The 16,129-nt window shown below is 62.0% G+C and carries 17 protein-coding genes; 9 read left to right on the top strand and 8 right to left on the bottom strand.

From position 1 onward, the window contains the following. Window positions 1–14: 14 nt before the first annotated feature. The 4 genes from AACY31_RS08980 to AACY31_RS08965 are packed head-to-tail and all read left to right on the top strand — an operon-like array spanning window position 15 to window position 2,583. Window positions 15–449 (top strand): DUF4426 domain-containing protein, encoded by a 435-nt coding sequence (locus tag AACY31_RS08980; RefSeq protein WP_339477581.1) that lies wholly within the window; start codon window positions 15–17, stop codon window positions 447–449. Further along, window positions 446–1,042, top strand: a complete 597-nt coding sequence (gene rdgB / locus AACY31_RS08975; protein WP_339477583.1) for an RdgB/HAM1 family non-canonical purine NTP pyrophosphatase — start codon at window positions 446–448, stop codon at window positions 1,040–1,042. The genes AACY31_RS08980 and rdgB overlap by 4 nt, the downstream gene beginning before the upstream one ends. Beyond that, window positions 1,039–2,238: a radical SAM family heme chaperone HemW gene (gene hemW, locus AACY31_RS08970; protein WP_339477584.1), complete on the top strand. Its 1,200-nt coding sequence runs from the start codon at window positions 1,039–1,041 to the stop codon at window positions 2,236–2,238. Before rdgB ends, hemW begins: the two co-directional genes overlap by 4 nt. 21 nt (window positions 2,239–2,259) lie before the next feature. Then, window positions 2,260–2,583, top strand: a complete 324-nt coding sequence (locus AACY31_RS08965) for a DUF3392 domain-containing protein (protein ID WP_003177482.1) — start codon at window positions 2,260–2,262, stop codon at window positions 2,581–2,583. 149 nt (window positions 2,584–2,732) lie between these two features. On the opposite strand, the gene trmB is transcribed toward AACY31_RS08965, so the two are convergent. The 3 genes from trmB to thiS form a co-directional block, all read right to left on the bottom strand. Next, window positions 2,733–3,458 (bottom strand): tRNA (guanosine(46)-N7)-methyltransferase TrmB, encoded by a 726-nt coding sequence (gene trmB / locus AACY31_RS08960; protein WP_339477586.1) that lies wholly within the window; start codon window positions 3,456–3,458, stop codon window positions 2,733–2,735. 9 nt (window positions 3,459–3,467) lie between these two features. After that, on the bottom strand, window positions 3,468–4,262 hold the full coding sequence (locus AACY31_RS08955) for a thiazole synthase (RefSeq protein WP_339477589.1): 795 nt from the start codon (window positions 4,260–4,262) through the stop codon (window positions 3,468–3,470). 188 nt (window positions 4,263–4,450) lie between these two features. After that, window positions 4,451–4,651, bottom strand: a complete 201-nt coding sequence (thiS, locus tag AACY31_RS08950) for a sulfur carrier protein ThiS (RefSeq protein WP_339477591.1) — start codon at window positions 4,649–4,651, stop codon at window positions 4,451–4,453. A 228-nt stretch (window positions 4,652–4,879) separates the two neighbouring features. Here thiS and AACY31_RS08945 point away from each other — a divergent pair, with 228 nt between their 5' ends. Then, entirely contained in the window at window positions 4,880–6,871 is a 1,992-nt protein-coding gene (locus AACY31_RS08945) for an acyltransferase family protein (RefSeq protein WP_339504335.1), read from the top strand. A 9-nt stretch (window positions 6,872–6,880) separates the two neighbouring features. On the opposite strand, the gene AACY31_RS08940 is transcribed toward AACY31_RS08945, so the two are convergent. Further along, window positions 6,881–7,252, bottom strand: a complete 372-nt coding sequence (locus AACY31_RS08940) for a DUF423 domain-containing protein (protein WP_339492666.1) — start codon at window positions 7,250–7,252, stop codon at window positions 6,881–6,883. Window positions 7,253–7,325: 73 nt separating this feature from the next. On the opposite strand from AACY31_RS08940, the gene mtgA reads away from it, so the two are divergent. Then, window positions 7,326–8,048 (top strand): monofunctional biosynthetic peptidoglycan transglycosylase, encoded by a 723-nt coding sequence (mtgA, locus tag AACY31_RS08935; protein ID WP_339492667.1) that lies wholly within the window; start codon window positions 7,326–7,328, stop codon window positions 8,046–8,048. 195 nt (window positions 8,049–8,243) lie between these two features. Here mtgA and rpoH read toward each other — a convergent pair whose 3' ends face one another. The 4 genes from rpoH to ftsY all read right to left on the bottom strand — a co-directional run bounded on the left by rpoH (window position 8,244) and on the right by ftsY (window position 12,312). Then, entirely contained in the window at window positions 8,244–9,098 is an 855-nt protein-coding gene (gene rpoH, locus AACY31_RS08930; RefSeq protein WP_003177476.1) for an RNA polymerase sigma factor RpoH, read from the bottom strand. A 114-nt stretch (window positions 9,099–9,212) separates the two neighbouring features. Then, window positions 9,213–10,235 (bottom strand): permease-like cell division protein FtsX, encoded by a 1,023-nt coding sequence (gene ftsX / locus AACY31_RS08925; RefSeq protein ID WP_339477598.1) that lies wholly within the window; start codon window positions 10,233–10,235, stop codon window positions 9,213–9,215. After that, window positions 10,232–10,903, bottom strand: coding sequence for a cell division ATP-binding protein FtsE (gene ftsE, locus AACY31_RS08920; protein WP_339492668.1), 672 nt, complete (start codon window positions 10,901–10,903; stop codon window positions 10,232–10,234). The genes ftsX and ftsE overlap by 4 nt, the downstream gene beginning before the upstream one ends. Next, the gene (gene ftsY, locus AACY31_RS08915) at window positions 10,900–12,312 is read right to left on the bottom strand and encodes a signal recognition particle-docking protein FtsY (protein WP_339504334.1); all 1,413 of its coding nucleotides are present in this window, start codon (window positions 12,310–12,312) and stop codon (window positions 10,900–10,902) included. Before ftsY ends, ftsE begins: the two co-directional genes overlap by 4 nt. A gap of 344 nt (window positions 12,313–12,656) precedes the next feature. Here ftsY and AACY31_RS08910 point away from each other — a divergent pair, with 344 nt between their 5' ends. The 3 genes from AACY31_RS08910 to rsmD are packed head-to-tail and all read left to right on the top strand — an operon-like array spanning window position 12,657 to window position 16,106. Continuing rightward, the gene (locus tag AACY31_RS08910; RefSeq protein WP_339477602.1) at window positions 12,657–14,012 is read left to right on the top strand and encodes a M16 family metallopeptidase; all 1,356 of its coding nucleotides are present in this window, start codon (window positions 12,657–12,659) and stop codon (window positions 14,010–14,012) included. Continuing rightward, complete coding sequence (locus tag AACY31_RS08905) at window positions 14,005–15,495, top strand: M16 family metallopeptidase (protein WP_339477603.1); 1,491 nt, start codon at window positions 14,005–14,007, stop codon at window positions 15,493–15,495. Before AACY31_RS08910 ends, AACY31_RS08905 begins: the two co-directional genes overlap by 8 nt. Next, a complete protein-coding gene (gene rsmD / locus AACY31_RS08900) occupies window positions 15,495–16,106 on the top strand; it encodes a 16S rRNA (guanine(966)-N(2))-methyltransferase RsmD (RefSeq protein WP_339477605.1) in 612 nt (203 codons plus the stop codon). The genes AACY31_RS08905 and rsmD overlap by 1 nt, the downstream gene beginning before the upstream one ends. Window positions 16,107–16,129: the final 23 nt, after the last annotated feature.

The raw sequence follows: 16,129 nt of genomic DNA, 5'->3' as shown, positions 1-16,129 counted from the left end.
CCCAGGAGCACGACATGAAACGTCTAGCGTTATTTCTCTTCACCGCTTGCCTGAGCGTTGGCGCCATGGCCGCCGACGCTATCAAGAGCGAGCGCATGGAAAAATTCGGTGATATCACCGTGCACTACAACACGTTCAATTCCACCTTCCTGACCCCGGAAATCGCCAAGGGCGCCGAGCTGATTCGCAGCAAGCAACAGGGCGTGATCAATGTTTCGGTGATCAAGGATGGCAAACCTCTGATGGCCCAGGTCAGCGGCACGGTGAAAGACCTCACCAGCCAGAGCATCCCACTGCAATTCAAGCAGGTGACCGAGCAAGGCGCGATCTACTACATCGCCCAGTACCCGGTGCCCCAGCAGGAAACCCGCACCTTCGAGATCAAGGTGCAGACTGACGGCAAGATCAACACCATCAACTTCAACCAGGAACTGTTCCCGGGCCAATGATCAATTTCACCCAACTCGTACTGGCCAGCCACAACGCCGGCAAACTCAAGGAACTGCAAGCCATGCTCGGCGGGTCGGTGCAGTTGCGCTCGATTGGCGAGTTCAGCCAGGTGGAGCCGGAAGAGACCGGCCTGTCGTTTGTCGAGAACGCCATCCTCAAGGCCCGCAATGCCGCGCGCATCTCGGGCCTGCCAGCGCTGGCCGACGATTCCGGGCTGGCCGTGGACTTCCTGGGCGGCGCGCCGGGGATTTACTCGGCCCGCTACGCCGACGGCAAAGGTGACGCCGCGAACAACGCCAAGCTGCTCGACGTCCTCACGGACGTGCCCGAAGCCGAGCGCAGCGCGCAGTTCGTGTGCGTGCTGGCCCTGGTACGCCATGCTGATGATCCGTTGCCGATCCTCTGCGAAGGCCTGTGGCACGGGCGCATTCTCACCGAAGCCAGCGGCGAGCACGGTTTTGGCTATGACCCGTTGTTCTGGGTGCCGGAACGCAATTGCTCCAGCGCCGAGCTGGGCCCCGTGGAAAAGAACCAACTGAGCCACCGCGCCCGCGCCATGGCCCTGCTGCGTCAACGCCTGGGCCTGCAATGATCGATGACGCTCCCGCACCGCTGATTCATGGCGGTGTACAAACGCCCCGGGCGCCGCTGCCAGTGCTGCCGCCCCTGGCGCTGTACGTCCACATCCCATGGTGCGTGCGCAAATGCCCGTATTGCGACTTCAACTCCCACACCGCCAGCCCGCAGTTGCCGGAAGAGGAATATGTCGACGCTTTACTGGCCGACCTCGACCAGGATTTGCACGCGGTCTATGGTCGCCCGTTGAGCTCGATATTTTTCGGTGGCGGCACCCCAAGCCTGTTCAGCGCCCGGGCCCTGGGGCGGTTGCTCAAGGGGGTGGAAGCGCGGATACCGTTCGCCCAGGACATTGAAATCACCCTGGAAGCCAACCCCGGCACCTTCGAGCAAGAGAAATTCGTCGCTTACCGGGCCTTGGGCATCAATCGCCTGTCCATCGGTATCCAGAGCTTCCAGCAGGCCAAGCTCGAGGCCCTGGGCCGGATCCACAACGGCGACGAGGCGGTGCGCGCCGCAGGCATGGCCCGGCAGGCCGGTTTCGACAATTTCAACCTGGACCTGATGCACGGGCTGCCCGACCAGTCCCTGAAAGACGCCTTGAGCGACCTGCGCCAGGCCATCGCCTTGAAACCGACCCATTTGTCCTGGTACCAGCTGACGCTGGAGCCAAACACGGTGTTCTGGAACCAGCCGCCGACATTGCCGGAAGACGACACCCTGTGGGACATCCAGGAAGCCGGGCAAGCCTTGCTGGCCGAACACGGCTACGCCCAATACGAAGTTTCGGCCTACGCCCAACCCGGACGGGCGGCGCGACATAATCTCAATTACTGGAGCTTTGGCGACTTCATCGGCATCGGTGCCGGCGCCCACGGCAAGCTCAGCCATCCCGACGGGCGCATCGTGCGCACCTGGAAAACCCGCCTGCCCAAGGACTATCTCAACCCGGCCAAAAGCTTCCAGGCCGGCGAGAAGACCCTGGCCAACGAAGAGCTGCCGTTCGAGTTCCTGATGAATGCCCTGCGCCTGACCGCAGGCGTGGAGGCGCGGCTGTACCCGGAGCGCACCGGGCTACCCCTGCAAAGCCTGGCCGAAGGCCGGCGCGAGGCCGAACAAAGCGGGTTGTTGCAGGTCGAACCGACACGTCTGGCGGCCACCGAGCGCGGACAGCTGTTTCTCAACGACTTGCTGCAGACATTTTTGAGCTAATTACCCAAACAAGGAAATCGAATGGATCTGGTACTCGACCTGCTCGCCACCGTGTCCCGCTGGAGCCGCAGCAACCTGTCAGAAATCTCCCTGGCATTGGTAGGCTGCCTGCTGGTGCTGTTTGGCGCCGATATCAAGGGCTGGGTCGAACAACGCCTGGGCAGCATCGCCGGTGCCTTGCGCGTCCCGCTGATCGCCCTGCTGTGCATGATCGGCAGCGGTGCGGCACTGATCTACGCCACGCCGTGGGTCGTTCGGGGCTTGAGCCAGTTCAACAACTACAGCCTGGCGCCGGTGTTGTTGGTGGTGCTGGTGTTGATTGGAGTGGTGGCGGATCGGCGCTGAGCTTCAATACGCCACAAAACGAAATGTGGGAGCAAAGCTTGCTCGCGATGCAAACAACTCGGGGTTCAAGTGGCTACCGAGGCGCTGCTATCGCGGGCAAGCCTTGCTCCCACAGAAGCTCAGTGCCCACATTGAGTTCTGCGTGACGCTTAAGCCAACTTCTCGAACTTCAAATCCCAAACCCCATGCCCAAGGCGTTCGCCACGGCGTTCGAACTTGGTGATCGGCCGTTCGGCCGGGCGCGGTACGCACTTGCCATCTTCTGCAAGGTTGCGATAGCCCGGGGCGACGTTCATCACTTCCAGCATGTATTCGGCGTAGGGTTCCCAGTCGGTGGCCATGTGCAACACACCGCCGACCTTCAACTTGCTGCGCACCAACTCAGCGAACGACGCCTGGACGATACGGCGCTTGTGGTGGCGGCTTTTGTGCCAAGGGTCCGGGAAGAACAGCATCAGCCGATCGAGGCTGTTGTCGGCCACGCAGCGGTTGAGCACTTCGATGGCGTCGCAATCGTAGACCCGCAGGTTGCTCAGCCCTTGAGTCAGCACGCCGTTGAGCAGCGCACCGACGCCGGGACGGTGGACTTCCACACCGATGAAATCCTGCTCCGGCGAAGCCGTGGCCATTTCCAGCAACGAATGGCCCATGCCGAAGCCGATTTCCAGAGAGCGCGGGGCCGAGCGGCCGAAGACCTGGTCAAAATCCACCGGCGCATCGGCCAGCGGCAGGACAAACAGCGGCGCACCCAGCTCCAGGCCGCGCTGCTGGCCTTCAGTCATGCGCCCGGCGCGCATCACAAAACTCTTGATGCGGCGGTGTTGGCGCTCTTCGCCTTCTTCCGGCAGGACCGGCGTGTCGTTCGATTCAGTCATCAATGGCTCTTACTTGATCAGACCATCCAGCGGCGAGGAGGCGCTGGCGTAAAGTTTTTTCGGCATGCGGCCGGCCAGGTACGCCAGGCGACCGGCGACGATGGCGTGCTTCATGGCTTCGGCCATCAGGATCGGCTGCTGGGCGTGGGCGATGGCCGAGTTCATCAGCACCGCTTCGCAACCCAGCTCCATGGCGATGGTGGCGTCGGAAGCGGTACCGACACCGGCATCCACCAACACCGGGATCTTGGCTTCTTCCAGGATGATCTGCAGGTTGTACGGGTTGCAGATCCCCAGGCCTGTGCCGATCAGACCGGCAAGCGGCATGACCGCGATGCAGCCGATTTGCGCCAATTGACGGGCGATGATCGGGTCATCGCTGGTGTAGACCATCACGTCGAAGCCTTCCTTGACCAGGGTTTCAGCGGCCTTGAGGGTTTCGATCACGTTGGGGAACAGGGTTTTCTGGTCCGCCAGCACTTCCAGCTTCACCAGGTTGTGGCCGTCGAGCAGCTCACGGGCCAGGCGGCAGGTGCGCACGGCCTCGATGGCGTCGAAGCAACCGGCGGTGTTCGGCAGGATGGTGTAGCGGTCCGGCGGCAGGATATCCAGCAGGTTCGGTTCGCCCGGATTCTGGCCGATGTTGGTCCGGCGCACGGCGACGGTCACGATTTCGGCGCCCGAGGCCTCGATGGCCAGGCGGGTTTCTTCCATGTCGCGATATTTGCCGGTGCCTACCAGCAAACGCGACTGGTAGGTACGACCGGCCAGAACGAAGGGCTTGTCGCTACGAACGATGCTCATGGGAAATCCTCTGTTGGGGTGAGGTTCTTGCGAAATGCTTATTAGCCAACTGCTGTGAAAACGTCGCGTGCGAAGGAAAGACAAGGCAAAAACTGGCAAAGAAGCGGAGTTTACGGGTTGTAAATGAGCATTCCGAGCCTGTTTTTAATGCAGTATTTGCGAGCGCAGCGGTTTTCACAGGATTGGGGTCAACCGCCGCCGATGGCGTGGACCACTTCGACGCTGTCGCCATCGTTCAGCGTGGTTTCGGCGTGCTGGCTGCGCGGGACGATATCCAGATTGAGTTCCACCGCGACGCGGCGTCCAGTGAGCTCCAGACGGTTCAGCAGGGCCGCAACGGTTTCACCGTCGGGCAGATCAAGGGGGTCGCCGTTCAACTGAATGCGCATGCCGGATGCCGCCATCATTTTTAGGGGCTGGCATTCTAGCCCGATCAGTCTGGGCGACCCAAGCCATTCGTCATGAAATGGACCGCCCGGTCAGCCCAGCCGCCGGGCGGCACGTCCAGACCAATCCCGAAACAACTCCAGGGTTCAAACGCTCGTCCAAGCCTCCTATATTCGTTGCCTCGTGTCGAACCGCAGCAAAACCTGATCGAACACGCGTGAGAGGAGCCTGTGCCCAGCCTTCATCCAAAGCCGAATATCCCCGCCATCGACGGCCTGCGCGCCGTTGCAGTCCTGAGCGTGATCGTCTTCCACGCCGACTTCCTGAGCGCCCTGCCCGGTGGGTTTACCGGCGTCGATATCTTCTTCGTCATCTCCGGCTACGTGATCAGCCGGTCGCTGTCCGCGCACGCCCACCTCAGCTTTCCAGCCTTCCTGATGGAGTTTTATCGCCGCCGGTGCCTGCGTATCGTCCCCGCACTGCTCTTGGTTCTTCTGGTTTGCAGCCTGCTTTCGACGATGTTCGTGCCCCAGGCCTGGCTCAGCATTCAGAATGACCGTACTGGGTTGGCCGCCTTCTTCGGCCTGAGCAATTTTGTGCTGGCCTGGAACACCGACACCTACTTCTCCCCGTCCACCCTGCTCAACCCCTATACCCACACCTGGACCTTGGCCGTGGAAGAGCAGTTCTACCTGGTCTTTCCATTCATCTGTTTCATCTGGTTGCGCTACCGACAATACAGCCGGCTCGCCTGGGCCCTGCTACCCCTGCTCACACTGGCATCGCTGGCGTTCAGCGCCCTGCAGACACGGGACAATCCACTCGAGGCGTTCTACCTGCTGCCCAGTCGATTCTGGGAACTGGCCGCTGGCGCGATCCTTTTCCAGTTGACGGCGACCGGACGCTTCACGCTGCATTCAACGGCCACAAGCCGGGCCGTGCTGCTCGCCGGCTTCGCGCTGGTCACCAGCGGACTGTTCCTCGCCGATAAAAACCAGTTCCCCTTCCCTTGGGCGCTGCTGACAGTTTGCGGCACCTTGCTGATCATCACCGCCCTGGCCCAGAAAACCGACGATCACTTCCTGCCCCTGCGCCTGCTGCAATCGGCGCCCGTCGTCTATATCGGCAGATTGTCCTACTCGCTGTATCTCTGGCACTGGCCGGTGCTGGTGTTCCTGCGCTGGACCACGGGCCTGGAGCAACTGACAGTACAGCTGGCCTACCCGCTGATCGTCATGGCGCTTGCCGCCGCGTCCTACCATTGGGTGGAGACACCCTTGCGCGACGGCCACTCGCTGTTCCAACGCCGCGCCTGGATCACGATTGCCTCTTGCCTGGCAGCCATCGGCCTGGGCTGGTCCGGCGCACGCTGGGTCAGCGAAAACCCCCAGGTCCTTTCACTGAGTCAGACCCGTGATACCTACACCTGGTTCTCCAGGCGACTGCCGCAACGCTCCGTCGACGAACCCGCCCAGAATCCGCCATTGCAGGGTCGCCAGCTGTTCGTGATCGGCGATTCGCATGCGGCCGCCTATCGCACCATGCTCAGCCTCGCCTCACGGCAACTCGGCTTCAGGGTTTGGGAATATGAACGCGGCGGCTGCACGGTGGTCAGCCTCATGGCGCCCGATCCGCAAGGTGCCTGCGCCCAGGCCCGGGAAAAGGCCCTGAGCGACATCGAGGCACGGGCAAAACCCGGTGACATTGTATTCCTCGCGTCGCGACGAATGCCGGAGCTGGCCGGACGCGACTGGGTTCGCAGCGAAGAGGATGCATTGGGGGAGGCCCTTTCCGAGCTGACGTCCGAACAGACTGAAGGCGCCCGGATCGCCGCCGAAGCGGTGCTGACACGCTTGATGGCCGCCAAGGTGCGAGTACTGATCAATGCGCCCATGCCCCTGTTCAAGGCGCCGCCCTATCGCTGCTCGGACTGGTTCAACCGGATGAATCCGATCTGCACCCCCGGATTCACCATCGCGCGGGAACACATCGAACAACTGCGCACGACGCAGATGACCCTGCTCGATCATTTGACCGGGCAGTATCCAATGCTGCTTGTCTGGGACCCTCTCCCTCTGCTGTGCCCAGGCGCGACCTGTTCAGCCTACGACGACGATAAACCACTCTTCCGCGATGCCGACCACCTGAGTGGGCACGGTAACCGCATCCTTGCGCCGTCCTTCACACAAACGCTGCTCAATGGCTGGAAGAACGCCAGCTGACCGCCACCATCAATTCAGGCGCCAGGCGGCAAGCCCCAGGCACACCCAGCCGATCAGGAACGCCACACCGCCCAACGGCGTAATGATGCCCAGCTTGCTGATGCCCGTGAGGGTCAGCAGGTACAGGCTGCCGGAGAACAACAGGATGCCGACCACAAATGAAACCCCGGCCCAGGTCACGATGCGACCGGGAATGTGCGTGGCCAGCAGCGCAACACCCAGCAACGCCAAGGTGTGCACCAGTTGGTAGGTAACGCCGGTGTGGAAAATCGCCAGGTATTCGGTGCTCAGGCGGCCTTTCAGGCCATGGGCGGCAAACGCCCCCAGCGCCACGCCCGTGAAGCCGAAAAAAGCAGCCAGCATCAAAAAGCTACGCAGCATGAGAACTCCAGTCAGACTCGGTGGACAGGGTCTGTATAATGGCCCGCTCGACGGGTTCGGCCAAGCCATCTCTATGCTGCGTTTATTATATCGACGACTCCTTAAAGCCCTGCTCTGGTTCGCCGTTGGCAGCGTTGTGCTCGTGCTGTTATTTCGGATGGTACCGCCGCCGTTCACGGCGCTGATGATCGAGCGCAAGGTTGAATCCTGGTTCGACGGCAAGCCCATCGACCTGCAACGCACCTGGCAGCCTTGGGACCAGATATCCGATAACCTGAAAGTCGCAGTGATCGCTGGCGAAGACCAGAAATTCCCCGAGCACTGGGGCTTCGACATCGGCGCGATCCAGGCCGCGTTCGCCCACAATGGACGTGGCGGTTCGATTCGCGGCGCCAGCACCCTCAGCCAGCAAGTGTCCAAGAACCTGTTCCTGTGGTCGGGGCGCAGCTGGCTGCGCAAGGGGCTGGAGGCCTGGTTCACCGCACTGATCGAAGTGTTCTGGCCCAAGCAGCGGATCCTCGAGGTGTACCTCAACAGCGTCGAGTGGGATGACGGTGTATTCGGGGCAGAAGCGGCAGCGCGACATCATTTTCGCGTAAGCGCCGACGCCTTGTCCCGGCAACAGGCCAGCCTGTTGGCGGCGGTGTTGCCCAACCCGCGGGTGCGGAGCGCCGGCCGGCCGAGCCCTTACGTACTGCGGCGGGCGAGTTGGATTCGCCAGCAGATGAGCCAGTTGGGGGGCGCCAGTTATTTGCTGGAACTCAACAATTCGCGGCGAGCGCCTTGGGCGCAATAACCAAGACACTGAAGACCCCTTGTGGGAGCCGGTTTGGCTTGCGAATGCGGCACACCAGATACATTGATGTGGACTGACACACCGCATTCGCGAGCAAGCCCGCTCCCACAGGTGGAGTGTCGGGTCCGAGAGTGAGCACAAACAAAAACGCCTCAATCATCACTGATTGAGGCGTTTTTATGACCGTTACCGCAGTCAGGCGGCGATCGACACCTTGAGCTTGTTCATCGCGCTCTTCTCAAGCTGGCGAATCCGCTCGGCCGACACGTTGTACTTCTGCGCCAGGTCGTGCAGCGTGGCTTTTTCCTCGGCCAGCCAGCGCTGGTAGAGAATGTCGCGACTGCGCTCGTCCAGCACTTCCAGTGCTTCGTGCAGGTTGGTGTTGGAGTTGTCGCTCCAGTCGGCGTCTTCCAGTTGACGCGCCGGGTCGTACCGGTGGTCTTCCAGGTAGTTGGCCGGCGATTGGAAAGCGCTGTCGTCGTCCGCTTCGGCGGCCGGGTCGAAGGCCATGTCATGGCCGGTCAGGCGGCTTTCCATCTCGCGCACTTCCCGAGGCTCTACGCCCAGGCTTTCGGCAACACGATGGACTTCTTCGTTGTTCAGCCAGGCCAGGCGTTTCTTCTGGCTGCGCAGATTGAAGAACAGCTTGCGCTGGGCCTTGGTGGTCGCGACTTTCACGATGCGCCAGTTGCGCAGGATGAACTCGTGGATTTCCGCCTTGATCCAGTGCACCGCAAACGACACCAGGCGCACGCCCATTTCCGGGTTGAAACGCTTGACCGCCTTCATCAGGCCGACGTTGCCTTCCTGGATCAGGTCAGCCTGGGCCAGCCCGTAGCCGGAATAGCTACGGGCGATATGTACGACAAAACGCAGGTGGGCGAGCACCATCTGCCGAGCCGCCTCAAGATCCTGCTCATAATAGAGACTCTCGGCCAGTTCACGCTCCTGCTCGGGGGTCAGCAATGGAATGCTGTTGACCGTGTGCACATAGGCCTCCAGGTTCGCACCCGGGACCAGAGCATAAGCAGGTTGCAAAGAAGTGGTCATACGAAAAAACCTCCAACTCACATAACTCGTGCAGTTCAGCACTGCGAAAATTGACCGAGAACCCTAAGACAAGTTCCCACAAAAACTGAAAGGTCAATACACGCAAAAAAACACTTATTTTGGCGCAAGCTCACGCAAGTGGCGTGCGACCGCAATCCATGCACCGATATAACCCAACAGCACCGCGCCAAGCAAGAGCGACAGACCGTCGGCGACTGGCACGCCGGCCAGCGAGAAATCACTGCCGTACAAACCGGCCAACCCTGTTACCGCATCGTCCAGCCAGTCCAGGCCGAACGCCAATACACCCCAGGACAGAATCCCGGCACCGAAGCCATACAGCGCGCCCATATAAAGAAAGGGCCTGCGTACATAACTGTCCGTACCGCCGACGAGTTTAATCACTTCTATCTCGGTGCGGCGGTTTTCAATATGAAGACGAATGGTATTGCCTATCACCAAAAGTAATGCAGAAACCAGCAGCACTGTCAGACCGAAGACAAACCGGTCGCCGAGCTTGAGGATCGCCGCAAGACGCTCGACCCAGACTAGATCAAGTTGCGCCTGCTGTACCTTCGGCAACTCGGAAAGTCTTTGTCTTAATGCTTCAAGGGTCGGCTTATCGACCTCATTCGGCGTCACCAGCACCACGCCAGGCAGCGGGTTTTCCGGCAGTTCCTTGAGGGCTTCGCCCAGGCCGGACTGCTGCTGGAATTCTTCCAGCGCCTGCTCGCGCCCAATGTATTCGGCATCGGCCACGCCCGGCATGGCCTTGATCTGCTCGCGCAACGCCTGGCCTTCGCCGGGGCTCGCGTCCATCTGCAGGTACAGGGATATCTGCGCCGCGCGCTGCCAGGAACCGCCCAGGCGCTCCACATTATTTAACAATAATGACAGCCCCATGGGCAGACTCAGGGCAACCGCCATCACCATGCAGGTAAAGAAGCTGCCGATGGGTTGCTTGCCCAGGCGCCGCAGGCTGTCCAGCAGGCTGGCGCGATGGCTTTCGATCCAGGCGCTCAGCAGCGTAGCGAAGTCCGGGCCGTCGTCATCGTCGCGTTTTTTCTTTTTCGGCTGCGGATCGGAGGCCTTCGGGGCCACGCGTTCGGCCACTTTCGGGCTGCGAGTAGCACTCATACGCCAGCCTCCCCGTCACCGATCAGGCGTCCACGCTGCAACGTGAGCATGCGGTGACGCATGCGCGCGATCAAGGCCAGGTCGTGACTGGCAATCAGCACACTGGTGCCCAAGCGGTTGATGTCTTCGAATACGCCCATGATTTCCGCCGCCAGACGCGGGTCGAGGTTACCGGTGGGTTCGTCCGCCAGCAGCAAGGCCGGGCGATGGACGATGGCGCGGGCAATGCCGACGCGCTGTTGCTGACCGGTGGACAGGTCGCCCGGATACAGGTCGGTCTTGTCCGACAGGGCCACACGCTCCAGGGCCGAGTCCACGCGCTTGACGATCTCGGCCTTGGACAACCCGAGTATCTGCAAAGGCAACGCCACGTTGTTGAACACCGTGCGATCGAACAGCAACTGGTGATTCTGGAACACCACGCCGATCTGCCGCCGCAGGTAGGGGATCTGGGTATTGCTGATGGTGCTCAGGTCCTGGCCGGCCAGCAGCAGTTTGCCGGTGGAGGGCCGCTCCATCGCCAACAGCAGGCGCAGCAAGGTACTTTTACCGGCGCCGGAATGGCCGGTGACAAACAGAAACTCGCCCCGACGGACCCGAAAGCTCAGCTCATGCAAGCCGACGTGACCGTTCGGATAGCGTTTACCGACCTGTTCGAAACGAATCATGAATGCTCCCGTTCGGCAAACAGTGCCTGGACAAAGGGCTCGGCTTCAAAAGTGCGCAGGTCGTCGATGCCTTCACCCACGCCGATATAGCGAATGGGCAGGCCGAACTGCTTGGCCAGGGCGAAAATCACCCCGCCCTTGGCGGTACCGTCGAGCTTGGTCAGGGCCAGCCCGGTCAGTTCGACGGTCTGGTTGAATTGCTTGGCCTGGTTGATGGCGTTCTGGCCGGTACCGGCGTCCAGCACCAGCAGCACTTCGTGGGGAGCGTCGGCGTCGAGCTTGCCGATCACCCGGCGCACCTTCTTCAATTCTTCCATCAGGTTGTCTTTGGTGTGCAGGCGACCGGCCGTGTCGGCGATCAACACATCGATGCCACGCGCCTTGGCAGCCTGCACAGCATCGAAGATCACCGAAGCGGAATCGGCACCGGTGTGCTGGGCAATCACTGGGATCTTGTTACGTTCACCCCACACTTGCAGTTGTTCGACCGCGGCGGCGCGGAAGGTGTCACCCGCCGCCAGCATGACTTTCTTGCCTTCGAGTTGCAGCTTCTTGGCCAGCTTGCCAATGGTGGTGGTCTTGCCAGCGCCGTTGACGCCGACGACCAGGATCACGAACGGTTTGTTCTGCGAGGCAATCACCAGCGGTTTTTCCACCGGCTTGAGCAGGCTGGTCAGCTCGCCTTGCAGGGATTTGTACAGTGCATCGGCGTCGGTCAGCTGCTTGCGCGCGACCTTCTGGGTCAGGCTCTGGATGATCACCGAGGTGGCCTCGACACCGACGTCGGCGGTCAACAGGCGGGTCTCGATGTCTTCCAGCAATTCGTCGTCGATGACTTTCTTGCCCAGGAACAGGCTGGCCATGCCTTCGCCAATGCTGGCGCTGGTCTTGGACAGACCTTGCTTGAGGCGGGCGAAGAAGCCGACCTTGTTTTCCTCGGCGCTGCGAACGGGCTCGACGGGGGCGCTGGCTTCCAACAGGGCCGGTGCCGGCTCGGGTGCGGCAGGCGCAACGGCGACCGGCGGCTCAATGACCGCGTCGACGACGGGGGCCTCGACAACCTGCGTCGGCGCTGGAATCGGCGGGGTGATATGGGGCGTCGTGTCCTCGACCAGCGCGACCGGCTCTTCCGCCACCGGCAAGCTCAACCAGGGGGTTTGTTCGACGGGCGGGGTCAGCGGCGGCTCGGCCACCGGCTCAGCAACGGGCTCAGGCTCGACCGGTTGCAGCACCGGCTCGGCAATCGGCAGGACGATGGGCGTGGTTTCTTCGACCACGGCCTCGGCGGCGGGCTCCGGCTGTGGCTGTTCGACGACGGTTTCCTGCTGCTTCTTGCGCAGCCATCCGAACAGGCCTTTCTTCTCGCCAGCCGCAGCTGGGGTCTTCTTGTCGTCGTTGGAACCAAACATGGAGGACGGCTATCTCACGGTAGCGAAGCGCCACAAGGGCGCCTCGGTGATAAATATTCAATGCTGAACAGACTGCGTTTCATCCAGCTTGTTCACGCGCAACATTTTGTCGAGGCGTCCCAAGGACACCCCAAAGTCGATTTTTTCGAAGGACTGGTACGGCATCATCGGCGAAAACGCCGGGATCAACGAAAAAACCCGACGCTTCTCCGGGGAACCCAGACAACCCCGGGCCGATAAAAGGCCCGATAGGCGTGGCCGCCAGTAAAACGGACCGTTATCCTAGCACCCTCTCGCCCGCCGACGCTAAGACCTAGCGGGCAACCCAACAGGTTTAAACACGAATGAATGCTCTTGCCCGCCGCGCCGCAGGCCTGCTGCTCAGCACAGTTTGTCTGCCCTTTTCAGCCTTGGCTGCCGACCCACAACCCACCCACGAATTTACCCTCGACAATGGCCTCAAGGTCGTCGTGCGCGAAGACCATCGTGCGCCGGTGGTGGTCTCCCAGGTCTGGTACAAGGTTGGCTCCAGCTACGAAACGCCAGGCCAGACCGGTTTATCCCACGCCCTTGAGCACATGATGTTCAAGGGCAGTGAAAAAGTCGGTCCCGGCGAAGCGTCGCTGATCCTGCGCGACCTCGGTGCCGAAGAGAACGCCTTCACCAGCGATGACTTCACCGCCTATTACCAGGTACTGGCCCGCGACCGCCTGGGCGTGGCCTTCGAACTGGAAGCCGACCGCATGGCCAGCCTGCGCCTGCCGCCAGAGGAGTTCAGCCGCGAGATCGAGGTGATCAAGGAAGAGCGCCGCATGCGCACCGACGACAAGCCCATGTCCAAGGCCTACGAGCGCTTCAAGGCCATGGCTTACCCGGCCAGCGGCTACCATACGCCGACCATCGGCTGGATGGCCGACCTGGACCGGATGAGCGTCGAGGATCTGCGTCACTGGTACGAATCCTGGTACACCCCGAACAACGCGACCCTGGTGGTGGTCGGCGACGTGACGCCGGACGAGGTCAAATCCCTGGCCCAGCGCTATTTCGGCCCGATTGCCCGACGCGCGGTGCCGGTCGCGAAAATCCCCTTGGAGCTGGCCGAGCCCGGCGAGCGCCAGATCACCCTGCATGTGCAGACCCAACTGCCCAGCGTGATGCTGGCCTTCAATGTGCCCAGCATCGCCACCGCGACCGACAAGGCTTCGGTCAACGCACTGCGGCTGATCTCGGCCCTGTTGGACGGCGGCTACAGCGGCCGGATCCCGACCCAGCTGGAACGCGGCGAAGAGTTGGTGTCCGGCGGTTCGTCGAACTACGACGCCTTCACCCGCGGCGACACGCTGTTCACGCTGTCGGCAACGCCCAACACGCAGAAACACAAAACCATCGCCCAAGCCGAAGCCGGTCTGTGGCGCTTGCTTGAACAGTTGAAAACCACCGCGCCGACTGCCGAAGAGCTGGAACGCGTACGCGCCCAGGTCATCGCCGGCCTGGTCTATGAGCGCGACTCGATTACCAGCCAGGCCACCGCCATTGGCCAGTTGGAGACCGTCGGTTTGTCCTGGAAGCTGATGGACACCGAACTTGCTGAATTGCAAAGCGTGACCCCGCAAGATATCCAGAAGGCAGCCCAGCTGTATTTCACCCGCTCGCGCCTGAGCATTGCGCATGTCCTGCCCGAGGAGAAAGCTCATGAGTGAGCGCAAATCACGGCGCCCGCTGCTGATCGGCCTGGCGCTCATCACCCTGGCCGGCTCCCTGGCGTTCTATCTGTCGCCGACCACCGACGTCACCGCCAGTCAGGCGCTGGATAACGCCAAGTCCGGCAACAAGCTGCAATCGTTGGCGGAACTGGACGGTAAGGCCCCCAGCCGGCGCCAGCTCGACGTGCAGACCTGGAAAACCGCTGACGGCGCCAAGGTGTTGTTCGTCGAAGCCCGGGAGTTGCCAATGTTCGACCTGCGCCTGACCTTCGCCGCCGGCAGCAGCCAGGACGGCGACGCTCCCGGCCTCGCGCTGCTGACCAACGCCATGCTCAACGAAGGCGTGGCCGGCAAGGACGTCAGCGCCATTGCCCAAGGCTTCGAAAGCCTCGGTGCAGACTTCGGCAACGGCGCCTACCGGGACATGGCCGTGGCGTCGCTGCGCAGCCTCAGCGCAGCCGCCAAACGTGAGCCGGCGTTGAAGCTGTTCGCCGAAGTTGTCGGCAAACCGACCTTCCCTGCCGACTCCTTTGCCCGCATCAAGAACCAGATGCTCGCCGGTTTCGAATACCAGAAACAGAACCCAGGCAAACTGGCCGGCCTGGAACTGATGAAGCGCCTGTATGGCGATCATCCTTATGCCCACTCCAGCGACGGCACTGCCGACAGCATTCCACCGATCACCCTGGCCCAGGCCCGAGCTTTCCACGCCAAGGCCTACGCCGCCGGCAACGCAGTGATTGCGCTGGTGGGGGATTTGTCCCGCGCCGAAGCCGAAGCGGTGGCCAACCAGGTATCCGCCGCGCTGCCCAAAGGCCCAGCCCTGGCGAAAACGCCGCCACCGGTGGAGCCCAAAGCGAGTATCGGCCACATCGAATTCCCATCCAAACAGACCAACCTGATGCTCGCGCAACTGGGCATCGACCGCGACGATCCGGACTATGCCGCCGTGTCCCTGGGCAACCAGATCCTCGGCGGTGGCGGCTTCGGCACACGGCTGATGACCGAGGTGCGGGAAAAGCGCGGCCTGACCTACGGCGTGTACTCCGGTTTCACGGCGATGCAAGCCCGCGGCCCGTTCATGATCAACCTGCAGACCCGTGCACAGATGAGCGAAGGCACCTTGAAACTGGTGCAGGACGTGTTCGCCGACTACCTCAAGAACGGTCCCACCCAGAAAGAACTCGATGACGCCAAGCGTGAGTTGGCCGGCAGTTTCCCGCTGTCCACCGCCAGCAATGCCGACATCGTCGGCCAACTCGGCGCCATGGGTTTCTATGACTTGCCGCTGAGCTACCTGGAGGACTTCATGCGTCAGTCCCAGGAACTGACGGTCGAGCAGGTCAAGGCTGCGCTGAACAAGCACCTGAGCACCGACAAAATGGTCATCGTCACCGCCGGCCCAAGCGTGCCGCAAAAACCGCTGCCGCCCCCCACTGACAAACCTGCCGAGCAGCCGCTCGGGGTTCCGGAGCACTAATGGCCCGCCCATCGAATTCCAGCAAGAAACCCGTGCACAATGGTGTGAACCAGTTGCGCATCATCGGCGGCGAATGGCGCAGCCGACGCCTGAGCTTCCCGGATGCCCCGGGCCTGCGCCCCACTCCCGATCGCGTGCGCGAAACCCTGTTCAACTGGCTCGCACCCTACGTGGCGGGTGCCCGGGTGCTCGATCCGTTCGCCGGCAGCGGCGCGCTGTTTCTCGAGGCCCTGTCCCGTGGCGCCGCCATGGGGCAGGCGCTGGACGCCAGCAACCTGGCGGTCTCCAATCTGAAAGAACACTTGGGCACCCTGCGCTGCACCGTCGGCCAGGTGCAAACCGCCGACGCACTGCGCTACCTGGACAGCCAGCCGGCGACGCCTTTCGACCTGGTGTTCCTCGACCCACCTTTCAACCAGAACCTGTTGCCGACGGTCTGCGCCTTGCTCGAGGATCGTCAGTGGCTGGCCGAGGATGCCTGGGTCTACACTGAAAGCGAGACTGCCCCGTCCACCCTGGGCTTGCCGGGCAATTGGCGCTTGCATCGCGAGCAGAAATCCGGACGGGTGTATTACGCGTTGTGGCAGCGTTCGGCAAAGGACATTGACTGAACGGCTGACCAGTGCATCGAGAA

It is taken from the genome of Pseudomonas sp. RL_105y_Pfl2_101 (assembly GCF_963970585.1).
In the GTDB taxonomy this organism is placed as follows: Bacteria; Pseudomonadota; Gammaproteobacteria; order Pseudomonadales; family Pseudomonadaceae; genus Aquipseudomonas.
This window is presented reverse-complemented; position numbering and strand designations above follow the sequence as displayed.

Excerpts from the sequence above, each read along its gene's own strand:
- ftsX (WP_339477598.1), bottom strand. The coding sequence starts at position 10,235 with ATGAGTGCTACTCGCAGCCCGAAAGTGGCCGAACGCGTGGCCCCGAAG.
- rsmD (WP_339477605.1), top strand. The coding sequence starts at position 15,495 with ATGGCCCGCCCATCGAATTCCAGCAAGAAACCCGTGCACAATGGTGTG.
- ftsE (WP_339492668.1), bottom strand. The coding sequence starts at position 10,903 with ATGATTCGTTTCGAACAGGTCGGTAAACGCTATCCGAACGGTCACGTC.
- trmB (WP_339477586.1), bottom strand. The coding sequence starts at position 3,458 with ATGACTGAATCGAACGACACGCCGGTCCTGCCGGAAGAAGGCGAAGAG.
- AACY31_RS08955 (WP_339477589.1), bottom strand. The coding sequence starts at position 4,262 with ATGAGCATCGTTCGTAGCGACAAGCCCTTCGTTCTGGCCGGTCGTACC.
- thiS (WP_339477591.1), bottom strand. The coding sequence starts at position 4,651 with ATGCGCATTCAGTTGAACGGCGACCCCCTTGATCTGCCCGACGGTGAA.
- AACY31_RS08905 (WP_339477603.1), top strand. The coding sequence starts at position 14,005 with ATGAGTGAGCGCAAATCACGGCGCCCGCTGCTGATCGGCCTGGCGCTC.
- hemW (WP_339477584.1), top strand. The coding sequence starts at position 1,039 with ATGATCGATGACGCTCCCGCACCGCTGATTCATGGCGGTGTACAAACG.
- ftsY (WP_339504334.1), bottom strand. The coding sequence starts at position 12,312 with ATGTTTGGTTCCAACGACGACAAGAAGACCCCAGCTGCGGCTGGCGAG.
- AACY31_RS08980 (WP_339477581.1), top strand. The coding sequence starts at position 15 with ATGAAACGTCTAGCGTTATTTCTCTTCACCGCTTGCCTGAGCGTTGGC.
- AACY31_RS08965 (WP_003177482.1), top strand. The coding sequence starts at position 2,260 with ATGGATCTGGTACTCGACCTGCTCGCCACCGTGTCCCGCTGGAGCCGC.
- mtgA (WP_339492667.1), top strand. The coding sequence starts at position 7,326 with ATGCTGCGTTTATTATATCGACGACTCCTTAAAGCCCTGCTCTGGTTC.
- AACY31_RS08910 (WP_339477602.1), top strand. The coding sequence starts at position 12,657 with ATGAATGCTCTTGCCCGCCGCGCCGCAGGCCTGCTGCTCAGCACAGTT.
- rpoH (WP_003177476.1), bottom strand. The coding sequence starts at position 9,098 with ATGACCACTTCTTTGCAACCTGCTTATGCTCTGGTCCCGGGTGCGAAC.
- AACY31_RS08940 (WP_339492666.1), bottom strand. The coding sequence starts at position 7,252 with ATGCTGCGTAGCTTTTTGATGCTGGCTGCTTTTTTCGGCTTCACGGGC.
- rdgB (WP_339477583.1), top strand. The coding sequence starts at position 446 with ATGATCAATTTCACCCAACTCGTACTGGCCAGCCACAACGCCGGCAAA.